General features: G+C 54.0%; 1 protein-coding gene. It reads right to left on the minus strand.

Features of this window, described 5'->3' with window-relative positions:
- Nucleotides 1-31 precede the first annotated feature (31 nt).
- Nucleotides 32-235 (minus strand): DUF2312 domain-containing protein, encoded by a 204-nt coding sequence (locus RAD04_RS39145; protein WP_461628031.1) that lies wholly within the window; start codon nt 233-235, stop codon nt 32-34.
- Nucleotides 236-237 lie beyond the last annotated feature (2 nt).

Here is a 237-nt window from a genome sequence, read left to right on the forward strand (position 1 = left end):
GGAAACGAGACAGGTCGTAGGCTAAACCGACCTAACGCCGCATGCCGAGCGCGTTCAGGTACAAATCCAGCATCGCTTCCTGCTCCTGACGATCGGCGCTTTCCATTTTCCGCAGGCGAACGACTTGACGCATTACTTTCGTGTCGAAACCGGTGCCTTTGGCTTCGGAATACACTTCTCGAATGTCGTCGGCCAAAGCCTGCTTTTCCTCTTCAAGACGCTCGATTCGCTCAATGT

The sequence above is a fragment of the Bradyrhizobium sp. 25ACV genome, assembly GCF_054863005.1.